The organism is Streptomyces sp. CA2R106 (assembly GCF_037034245.1).
Lineage (GTDB): Bacteria > Actinomycetota > Actinomycetes > Streptomycetales > Streptomycetaceae > Actinacidiphila.
Genome location: NZ_JBAGKC010000048.1, coordinates 19,793 through 28,876 on the forward strand (window position 1 = coordinate 19,793; position 9,084 = coordinate 28,876).

Annotated in this window: 7 protein-coding genes; all 7 read left to right on the forward strand. The window is 74.2% G+C overall.

Annotated features, from left to right (window positions below; genetic code table 11):
* Positions 1–25: 25 nt before the first annotated feature.
* Positions 26–862, forward strand: a complete 837-nt coding sequence (locus WA788_RS34075) for a hypothetical protein (RefSeq protein WP_335984204.1) — start codon at positions 26–28, stop codon at positions 860–862.
* A 5-nt stretch (positions 863–867) separates the two neighbouring features.
* Positions 868–3,648, forward strand: a complete 2,781-nt coding sequence (locus WA788_RS34080; protein WP_335984205.1) for a condensation domain-containing protein — start codon at positions 868–870, stop codon at positions 3,646–3,648.
* Positions 3,649–3,721: 73 nt separating this feature from the next.
* A complete protein-coding gene (locus WA788_RS34085) occupies positions 3,722–4,588 on the forward strand; it encodes a 3-hydroxyacyl-CoA dehydrogenase family protein (RefSeq protein ID WP_335984206.1) in 867 nt (288 codons plus the stop codon).
* A complete protein-coding gene (locus WA788_RS34090; RefSeq protein ID WP_335984207.1) occupies positions 4,585–4,866 on the forward strand; it encodes a phosphopantetheine-binding protein in 282 nt (93 codons plus the stop codon). The genes WA788_RS34085 and WA788_RS34090 overlap by 4 nt, the downstream gene beginning before the upstream one ends.
* A 1-nt stretch (position 4,867) precedes the next feature.
* Entirely contained in the window at positions 4,868–5,989 is a 1,122-nt protein-coding gene (locus tag WA788_RS34095; RefSeq protein ID WP_335984208.1) for an acyl-CoA dehydrogenase family protein, read from the forward strand.
* A gap of 123 nt (positions 5,990–6,112) precedes the next feature.
* On the forward strand, positions 6,113–7,213 hold the full coding sequence (locus tag WA788_RS34100; protein WP_335984209.1) for an HAD-IIIC family phosphatase: 1,101 nt from the start codon (positions 6,113–6,115) through the stop codon (positions 7,211–7,213).
* Positions 7,214–7,343: 130 nt separating this feature from the next.
* Positions 7,344–9,084 (forward strand): type I polyketide synthase (locus WA788_RS34105; protein WP_335984210.1); only part of this gene is annotated, 1,741 nt, incomplete at its 3' end.

Here is a 9,084-nt window from a genome sequence, read left to right on the forward strand (position 1 = left end):
CAAACTCCGATGATGGGATGAAAAAGTGCCGAACGAGAGTGCCTGGAGCGTCATCGCCGAGCCCGCCTCGAACGCGCTCGTACTCGGCGTCGACTTCCCCGCGGCCGGGCGCCACGAGGCGGGCTTCGAGGACCTCGTCGCGGGCATGGGCGCCGACTGGTCGGGCCTGGGCGTGCTCCAGACCTCGCCGCCGCCGGTGCGGCTGGCCGACCGCCCGACCGGCGACTCCTACACCGAGCACTGGATGCACGCGGGGGACTGGGAGAAGTACGAGGTCAAGGCGGTACTCGGGTACTGCGTCGGCTCCGTGTACGCCGGCAAGGTCGCCGAGCGGCTGGCCGAGATCCACGGCCGGATGCCGCAGATCCTGCTCTTCGACGCGCAACTCGCCGACCTGCAACTGCTGGAGTCGGAGATGCACAAGATGATCGGGCAGGCCGGCCCGGTGCTCACCGCCGAGGAGGCGGAGCAGGGCCGCAAGCAGGCCGGCGAGATCGTCGCCGCGCCGTCCATCAAGATGGCCGACGCGGCCGGGCAGATGGTCGACCTGTACCGGGGCATGGCCAGTTCCGCGTTCCGGCGGATCGGGCTCTCGGAGTCCCGCTGCGAAGAGATGGTGCTGCTTTTCGAGTCGTACATGACCTGGCTCGCGGCCTCCTCCGAGGTCGATCCCGGCAAGGCCTGGGAAGGCGCCATCGGCTTCACTTCGGCCGACTACGCCGAATTGGAGAAAACCGGCGCCACCACCGTCGTGAACGCCACCGCGACAATTGGCCGCCGCATACCGATCGATATCGGCCATGCCGACCTCCTGCGGGACGGGGCGACGGTCCGCGCGCTTCTCGCCCACGCCGAATTCTGACCGACATGGACTTCCAGCCCGACCCGCCGGCGCGTGCCCCCGAGCCCGCGGCCGCGCCCCCGGCGGCCGATCCGCGCCCCGCGGCCACCACCGCCAAGGAGAAGGCGCTCTGGCTGCTGGAGCAACTCGTCCCCGGCACCGGGGTGAACAACCTGGGCCTGGCGCTCCAGGTCAGCGGCCGGCTGCGCCCGGACGTCCTGGGCGCGGCCCTGGCGGTGGTGGCCGGACGCTACGAAGTCCTGCGTACCGTGTTCCGCGCGCGCGGCGCCGAACTGCACAAGGACGTCGTCCCGGCCGGGGAGTTCGCCGTTCCCGTCGAGCCGCTGGAGCTGTCGGGCGGGCCGGTGGCGGACGACCTGACGGCCTTCGTCGACCGGCCCTTCCCCCTCGACGGGCGGCCCCTGATCCGGGTCGGCACCGCCGCCACCGCCGACGGCGACCTGCTCTGCGTGGCCGTGCACCACCTGGTGTTCGACATGGTCTCGGTCGGGGTCCTGCTCCAGGCGCTGATCCCGGTCTACGACGCCGTCGCGGCCGGCCGCCCGCTGCCCGCGGAAGCCACCGCCCCGGTCCCGGCGCTGGCCGAACCCGAGCCGCGCCCCGCCGACCTCGACCACTGGCGCCAGGCCCTCGACGGCTTCGACCCCACCGGGCTGGACCTGTGGTGCGGCACCCCGCGCGGCCGGCAGCCGATGCTCGCGGGAGCCAGCACCACCCGCACGCTCGGCCCCGCCGCGCAGCAGGCCGCCGTCGCCTTGCAGCGGGCGGTGCGCGCCCCGACCGGCGCGGTGATGCTCGCCGCGTACGCCGCGCTCCTCGCCGCCCACGGCGCCGGGCCCGACCTGGTGATCGGCTCCCCGGTCGACGTCCGCGGCGGGCAGAGCGGTGCCATCGGCTACCACGTCAACGTCGTGCCGATCCGTATCCGCGTGGACCTCGCCGGCGGCTTCCGCGACCTCGCCCGCCAGGCCCGGGACGCCTTCCTCGGCGCGATGGCGCACGCCCGCACCCCCGTGGACGAGATCACCGCCGGACTGCCGGGGATCGGCACGTCCTGGCAGACCCAGCTCTTCCGCCACCTGTTCAACTTCCTCCCGGACCGGCCGGTCGGCGAGCTGCGGGTGGACGGCATGCCGGCCCGGCTGCTGGCGGTGCAGAACCCGCACAGCAAGTTCGACCTGGAACTGGTCGGCTCCCCGGCCGGCGCGGAACTGATGCTCCGTCACTCCGAGACGCTCACCCGCGACGGCGCCGAAGCCCTGCTGGCCCGGTTCGAGGACCTGCTCGTCACGGCCGCCCAGGACCCCGACCGGCCCCTGGCGGTGACGGCCGGCTGGAGCGCCGCCGACCGCGCCACCGTCGAGCGGGCCCACACCGCCGCCGCGTCCGGCCAACCGGCCGCCGTCGACGCGGCGTTCCGCGCCCGCGCCCACAGCGCACCGGCCGACCCGGCGGTGCTGGACGGCGTACAGGCCCTCGACTACGGCCAGGTGGACGCGTCCGCGGACGCCGTCCGCGACCTGCTCGCGGCCGCCGGGATACGCGCCGCGGACGTCGTGGCGGTCGCGGCGCCGCCGGCCGCCGCGACCGCCGCCGCGCTCGGCTGCTGGCGGGCCGGCGCGGTCTGCCTGCCCCTCGACCCCGCCGAGGACCCGGCGCTGCTCGCGCGACGGGCCCGGCAGGCCGGCGCGAAGGCCGTCGTCACCGGGCCGGGGCTGCACCTGCCCGCCGACGCGGACCCGCCCCCGGTCCTTCCGCTGCCCGCGCCCGCCGCCGGGAAGTCCACCGCACCCGGCGACGCGTCCGGCGCGGCACTCGCCCCGGACACCACCGCCGGCCTGCTGCCCGCCGACGAGGACGCCGGGCGCCCGGCCGGCACCGCCCTGAGCCACGCGGCCCTCGCCGCCACCGCCGCCGACCTCGCCCGCGAACTCGGCGTCCGGCCCGGCACCTGCGTGCTCAGCCTCGCCCGCCCCGGCACCGCGGAAGCGCTCCTGGACACCGCGCTGGCCCTGACCACCGGCGGCCGCCTCGTCACCGCCCCCGAGCAGGCCCGCGGCGACGCCGACGCCCTGCACGCGCTCGCCCAGCAGCACACGGCCGGCGTCCTCGTCGTCCCCCCGGGCACCCCGCCCGCCCTGCTGGAGGACCTGGGCGGCCGGCTGCCCGGCCTGACCGTGCTCGCCGCGGGCGACGACCTGTCCCCCCGGGCCGTGCAGGAACTCCTCGCCGCGGACTGCCGGCTGTACACCGGCTACAGCACCCCGCAGAGCGCCGGCTGGGCCCTGCTGGGCCGGGTCACCACCCCCGACGGCACCCGCGGCGGCCGGCCGGTCGCCGGCACCCGGGCCTTCGTCGCCGCCCCCGACGGACGCGAACTGCCCGTCGGCGTACGCGGCGAACTGTGCCTCGTACGCGCCGGAACAGCCCCCGGCGAAGCCGGCGAACCGCGCCATCGCACCGGCCGGACCGCCCAGTGGCAGCCGGACGCCACCCTCACCTGGCACCCCCGCACCGCACCCGGCGCGGCGACCGCCACCGAACCCGCCGAAGGCGCCGCGGCCGACGACCCGCTCGTCGCCGACCTCGTCGGCATCTACCGGGAACTCCTGGGCGCCGACGCCGACGCCACCGCGCACACCCACTTCTTCGACGCCGGCGGCCACTCGCTGCTCGCCGCCGTGCTGACACAGAAGGTCGAGGACCTCACCGGCACCGCGCTCCAACTGCGCGACGTGTTCGACCACCCGACCCCCGCAGCCCTCGCCGCGAGGGTACGCGGATGACCCGGAACCAGCGGGCCGCCGGACCCGGCACCGGCCGGCCGGAACCGGGCCCACCGACCCCAGGGAAGAGACCATGAGCACAGCTTTCGATGAGCACCGGCTCGCCGTCGTCGGCGCCGGCGTGATGGGCACGAACATCTCGGCACTGGCCCTCGGCCACGGCGTCGACGTCGTCCTGGTCGAGGTGGACGAGACCGCGCTCGACCGGGCCCGCGGCACCGTACGGCAGAAGCTGCGGCACGCCCAGCTGATGGGCGTCCTGCCCGAGGGCCGCCCGCAGGGCACCCTCACCACCACCGCGTCGCTCGACGACATCGTGGACGCCCACACCGTCGTCGAGGCCGTCACCGAGGTCGCCGACGTCAAGAAGGAGGTGCTCAGCGCCGCCTCCAAGCTCGTCGCGCCCGGCACCACCCTGATCTCCAACACCTCCTGCATCCCCATCGACGAGATGGCCGAATGGACCGCGCGCCCCGAGGACCTGCTCGGCGTCCACTTCATGAACCCCTCGTACATGATCAAGATGGTGGAGGTCATCCGCGGCCCGCGGACCTCCCCCGCCGTCCTGGAACGCGCCACCGACCTGCTCGCGCTGCTCGGCCGGGAGTCCCTCGTCATCGAGGACTCCGCCGGCTTCGTGATCAACCGCCTGCTGCACCCGCTGATCAACACCGCGGCCATGCTCGTCCAGGAAGGCGTGGCGTCCGTCGAGACCGTCGACCGCCTGCTGGAAGGCTGCCTCGGCCACTCCACCGGCCCGCTGCGCACCGGCGACCTCATCGGCCTGGAGAACCTCGTCGACTCCCTCAACGTGCTCTACGAGCGCCGCGGCGACGAGAGCTGCCGCCCCTGTGACCTGCTGCTCGCCAAGGTGCGCGACGGCGACCTCGGCCGGAAGACCGGCCGCGGCTTCTACGACTACGGAAAGGTCGCGTCATGACCACCGAACGCGAAACCACCACGCTCACCGCCGAGACCCTCCACAAGGAGCTCCTCGACTTCCTCTCCGAGCGCATCCAGACCACCGTCGAACTCGACCAGGACCTGTTCTCCTCCGGCCTGGTCTCCTCCATGTTCGCCATGCAACTCGTCGTCCACCTCGAGGAGGCGTACGACATCGCCATCGTCGGCGGCGACCTCAAGCTGGACAACTTCCGCACCGTGCAGAGCATGACGGACCTGGTGCTGCGCCTGCAGGGCAGCGCGGAGACGGACTGAGATGCCCGCGACCCTGACCGACGAGCAGGCCCTGGTCACCAGCCTCGTGGGTGACCGGGCGGCCGGCTGGGACGTCGCCGGCGAACTGCCCGTCGACGTGCTGCGCACCCTGGGCAGCCGCGGCCTGCTCTGCGCCCAGGTCCCCACCCGCTTCGGCGGCCTGGGCCTGAGCAGCGCCGACAACGGCGAGTTCACCGCCCACGTCGGCAGCCTGTGCAGCTCCCTGCGGTCCGTGATGACCTCCCAGGGCATCGTCGCCTGGACCGTCCAGCGCTTCGGCGACCGCGAGCAGCGGCGCGCCCTGCTGGCCGAACTGACCGGCGGGAAACTCACCGCGGTCGGCTTCAGCGAACCGGGCGCCGGCAGCGACCTGGCGGCCATGCGGACCAGGATCAAGGCCGACGGCGACGGGTTCGTCGTCGACGGCGCCAAGAAGTGGGTCACCGGCACCCGTTACGCCGACTTCGTGCTGATCGTCGGCCGCTACGGCGACAGCGACGGCGCGGCCGCCGCCGTCGTCCCCGTCGACGCCCCCGGCGTCCACATCGACCCGGTCCCGCACCCGATGGGCTGCCGCGCCGCCGGCCACGCCGACATCCGCCTCGACCAGGTCCGGCTGCCCGCCTCGCACATCCTCGGCGGCGGCGGACAGCCGCTGTCGATGCTGTTCACCACCGCGCTGTCCTACGGGCGGATGTCCATCGGCTGGGGCTGCGTCGGCATCCTGCGGGCCTGCCTGGCCGCCGCCGGCCGCCACGTGCAGCAGCGGCACCAGGGCGACGTGGCACTCGCCGAGCACCAACTGGTCCGCGGCCACCTCGCCGACATGCTCGTCGCCGAACAGGTCGCCCTGCGCGCCTGCGAGCACGCCAGCCGGCAGTGGGACGCCGCCGCCCCCGACATGGGCACCATGGCCGTCCTCGCCAAGCACGTCAGCGCCGAACACGCCGCACGCGCCGCCGCCACCGCCGTCCAACTGCTCGGCTCCACCGGCGCCTCCGACGGCCACGTGGTGGCCCGCGCGTTCCGGGACGCCAAGCTCATGGAACTGATCGAGGGCAGCAACGAGATCTGCCGGCTGATCCTCGCCGACCACGTCCTTTCCACCACGAAGACCGGCTGAGCACCCGCCCGGCCCCGCCCCACCCCGCGCACGTACCGCCGTCCGCGCCCGCCCGTTACCACCCTCGGCTCGCGTCCGCGGGTGCGCGACACCCCGACGCGAGCCAAGCCCGTAGGAGAACCCGTGGCCGACAAGCCCACCCTCGTGAAGTGCCTGGTCTGGGACCTGGACAACACCGTCTGGGACGGCACCCTGCTGGAGGACCCGAGCGTCGAACCGTTCCCAGGCATCCTCGACACCCTGGTCGAGCTGGACTCCCGCGGCATCCTGCACTCGGTGTCCAGCAAGAACGACCACGACCTGGCCTGGAAGCGGCTGGAGGAACTGGGCCTGGCCGAGTACTTCGTGCACCCGCGGATCGGCTGGGGCCCCAAGTCCGACGCGGTCCGCGAGATCGCCGAACGCCTCAACTTCGCCGAGAAGACCATCGCGTTCATCGACGACCAGCCCGCCGAGCGCGCCGAGGTCACCTACGCCGCCCCCGACGTCCGCTGCTACCCCGCCGACCAGGCCACCTCACTCCCTGGACGGCCCGAGTTCAGCCCGGAGACCATCACCGTCGACTCCCGCCGCCGCCGCGAGATGTACCAGGCCGGCGCCCGCCGGGAAGCCGAGAAGGAGACCTTCAAGGGCCCCGACGAGGACTTCCTGCGCAGCCTCGACCTGGTCATGGAGATCAAGCGCGCCGACCAGGAGGACATCTCCCGCGTCGAGGAACTCACCCTGCGCACCAGCCAGATGAACGCCACCGGCGTCCACTACTCCGACGCCGCACTGCGCGCCCTGCTGGCCGACCCCGACCACGAGGTGCTCACCGTCACCCTCACCGACCGCTTCGGCCCGCACGGCGCGGTCGGCGTACTCCTGCTGGAGCGCCACCCCGAACTGTGGCACCTCAAGCTGCTCGCCACCTCCTGCCGGGTGGTCAGCTTCGGCGCCGGCGCGGTCATCCTCAACTGGCTCATCGACCAGGCCGCCCGGGCCGGCGTCCACCTCGCCGCCGACTTCCGGCGCACCGACCGCAACCGCATGATGGACATCGCCTACCGCTTCGCCGGCTTCGCCGACGACCCCTGCGCCTGCCTCGCCGTGCTCGGCGAACCCGCCGCAGAAGGCGTCCAGCAGCTCCACCTGCACGCCGACCGCCGCGACGCCCCGACCACGATGCGGCTCACCGCCCCCGAACTGGCCGCCGCGGCAGGCGAGAAGGACCCGGTCGGCTGACGCCCACCGCCCCGCACGCCCTCCCGCCCCGCCTCCTCCCCGTCGCAGCCCCCAGGTCCTCCGGCCGCCACCGCGGCCGGAAGACCGGCGGGCAGGCACCGTAGCCGACTTCCGGAATACCGAGGGACTTGTGAACGAGACCGAGCCGGTCCTGAAGGACACCGCCGCATCCGACCCGGAGCCGCTGGCGATCGTCGGTATGGGCTGCCGCTATCCCGGCCGCGTCCGTTCACCCGAGGACCTGTGGCAGCTGCTGGCCGACGGCGGACAGGCACTCTCCGGCTTCCCCGCGGACCGGAACTGGCACACCGACACCCTCTTCGACCAGGACCCGGACGGCACCGGCACCACCTACCTCACCCGCGGCGGGTTCCTCGACGACATCGCCGGCTTCGACGCGGGCTTCTTCGGCATCCCCCCGCGCGAGGCACAGGCCATGGACCCGCAGCAGCGCCTGCTGCTGGAGGTCTCCTGGGAGGCACTGGAAAACGCCGCCCTCCTCCCGGCCGACCTCCGCGGCTCCCGCACCGGCGTGTTCGTCGGCGCCGAACCCAGGGAGTACGGCCCCCGACTGCGCAGCGCACCCGGCACCGCCAAGGGCCACCTGTTCACCGGCACCTCGCCCGGCGTCATGTCCGGCCGCCTCTCCTACCTCCTCGGCCTGCACGGCCCCTCCCTCACCGTCGACACCTCCGCCTCCAGCTCCCTGGTCGCCCTCCACCTCGCCGCCCAGGCCCTGCGGACCGGCGACTGCGCGCTGGCACTGGCCGGCGGCGTGTCCGTGATGTCCACCCCGCAGAACTTCGTCGCGTTCAGCGGACTGCGCGCCCTGTCCGCCGACGGCGTGTGCCGCCCCTTCTCCGCCGCCGCCGACGGCACCGTGTGGTCCGAAGGCGTCGGCGTGCTCGTCCTGGAGCGGCTGTCGGACGCGCGGCGCAACGGCCACACCGTGCTGGCCCTGCTGCGCGGCTCCGCCATCAACTCCGACGGCACCGGCGAGGGCCTGACCGTCCCCAACGGCACCGCCCAGCAGGCCGTCATCCGCCGCGCCCTGGCCGACGCGCGCCTCACCCCCGCCGACGTGGACGCCGTCGAAGCGCACGGCACGGGCACCAGGTTGGGCGACCCGATCGAGGCGCAGGCACTGCTGGCGACCTACGGGCAGGACCGTCCCGAGGGGCGGCCGCTGTGGCTGGGTTCGGTGAAGTCCAACATCGGCCACGCGCAGGCCGCGGCCGGAGTCGCCGGCGTCATCAAGACCGTGCTCGCCCTGCGGCACGGCGAACTCCCCGCGACGCTCCACGCCGACGAACCGACGCCCCGCGTGGACTGGGCGTCCGGCGGGGTGCGGCTGCTCACCGCGCCGGTCCCGTGGCCGGCCGGCTCCCGCACCCGCCGCGCCGGTGTCTCCGGCTTCGGCCTCGGCGGCACCAACGTCCACGTGGTGCTGGAGGAGGCCCCGGCGACCACGGGCCCGGCGGACGAAGGCAACGCGCCCGCTGCGCCGTGGGTCGTCTCCGGTGCGCGGGCGTGGGTCGTCAGCGCTCGTTCGGTGGCGGGCCTGGCGGGGCAGGCGGAGCGGTTGCGGGAGTGGGTCGACGGGCGTCCGGGTCTCGAACCGGCGGATGTGGCGTGGTCGTTGGCGGCTGCTCGGTCGGTGTTCGAGCACCGGGCGGTGGTGGTGGGTGGTGACCGGGCCGCGTTGGTGGGCGGGTTGGAGAGCCTTGCCTCGGGTGTCCCGGCAGGCGCGGTCGCCTCTGGCCGGGCCCGTTCGGCGGCGCGTCCGGTGTTCGCGTTTGCGGGTCAGGGGTCGCAGTGGGTGGGGATGGGGCGTGAGCTGGCGGGTGTGTCGCCGGTGTTCGCGGCTCGGT

What these genes read in the sequence shown, in the direction of transcription:
- WA788_RS34090 (WP_335984207.1), top strand. Translation starts at nt 4,585, where the DNA reads ATGACCACCGAACGCGAAACCACCACGCTCACCGCCGAGACCCTCCAC.
- WA788_RS34080 (WP_335984205.1), top strand. Translation starts at nt 868, where the DNA reads ATGGACTTCCAGCCCGACCCGCCGGCGCGTGCCCCCGAGCCCGCGGCC.
- WA788_RS34095 (WP_335984208.1), top strand. Translation starts at nt 4,868, where the DNA reads ATGCCCGCGACCCTGACCGACGAGCAGGCCCTGGTCACCAGCCTCGTG.
- WA788_RS34085 (WP_335984206.1), top strand. Translation starts at nt 3,722, where the DNA reads ATGAGCACAGCTTTCGATGAGCACCGGCTCGCCGTCGTCGGCGCCGGC.